The organism is Mammaliicoccus sp. J-M41, assembly GCF_022385935.1.
Lineage (GTDB): Bacteria > Bacillota > Bacilli > Staphylococcales > Staphylococcaceae > Mammaliicoccus > Mammaliicoccus sciuri_A.
This window is the reverse complement of sequence record NZ_JAJNIR010000080.1, coordinates 1-377: the sequence shown is the minus strand read 5'-3', so window position 1 is coordinate 377 and position 377 is coordinate 1. Positions and strand designations below refer to the sequence as shown.

Annotated in this window: 4 tRNA genes; all 4 read right to left on the bottom strand. The window is 50.1% G+C overall.

The window, feature by feature from the left end:
- Positions 1 to 89: transfer RNA gene (locus LQ686_RS13975), tRNA-Leu, on the bottom strand.
- 6 nt (positions 90 to 95) lie between these two features.
- Positions 96 to 170 (bottom strand) — tRNA-Gly (locus LQ686_RS13970).
- 32 nt (positions 171 to 202) lie between these two features.
- Positions 203 to 284: transfer RNA gene (locus LQ686_RS13965), tRNA-Leu, on the bottom strand.
- Between the two features lie 5 nt (positions 285 to 289).
- Positions 290 to 365, bottom strand: a tRNA-Lys gene (locus tag LQ686_RS13960).
- Between the last annotated feature and the right edge of the window lie 12 nt (positions 366 to 377).

Here is a 377-nt window from a genome sequence, read left to right as displayed (position 1 = left end):
TGGTGCCGAGGACCGGAATCGAACCGGTACGGTAATCACTTACCGCAGGATTTTAAGTCCTGTGCGTCTGCCAGTTCCGCCACCCCGGCAAATAATGGAGCAGAAGACGGGATTCGAACCCGCGACCCCAACCTTGGCAAGGTTGTATTCTACCGCTGAACTACTTCTGCAAAATTAAATGCTTAAATCATATTAATAATAATGCGGGTGAAGGGAGTCGAACCCCCACGCCTTGCGGCGCTAGATCCTAAGTCTAGTGCGTCTGCCAATTCCGCCACACCCGCTTAAATGGTGAGCCATAGAGGATTCGAACCTCTGACCCTCTGATTAAAAGTCAGATGCTCTACCAACTGAGCTAATGGCTCTAAAACATGGTG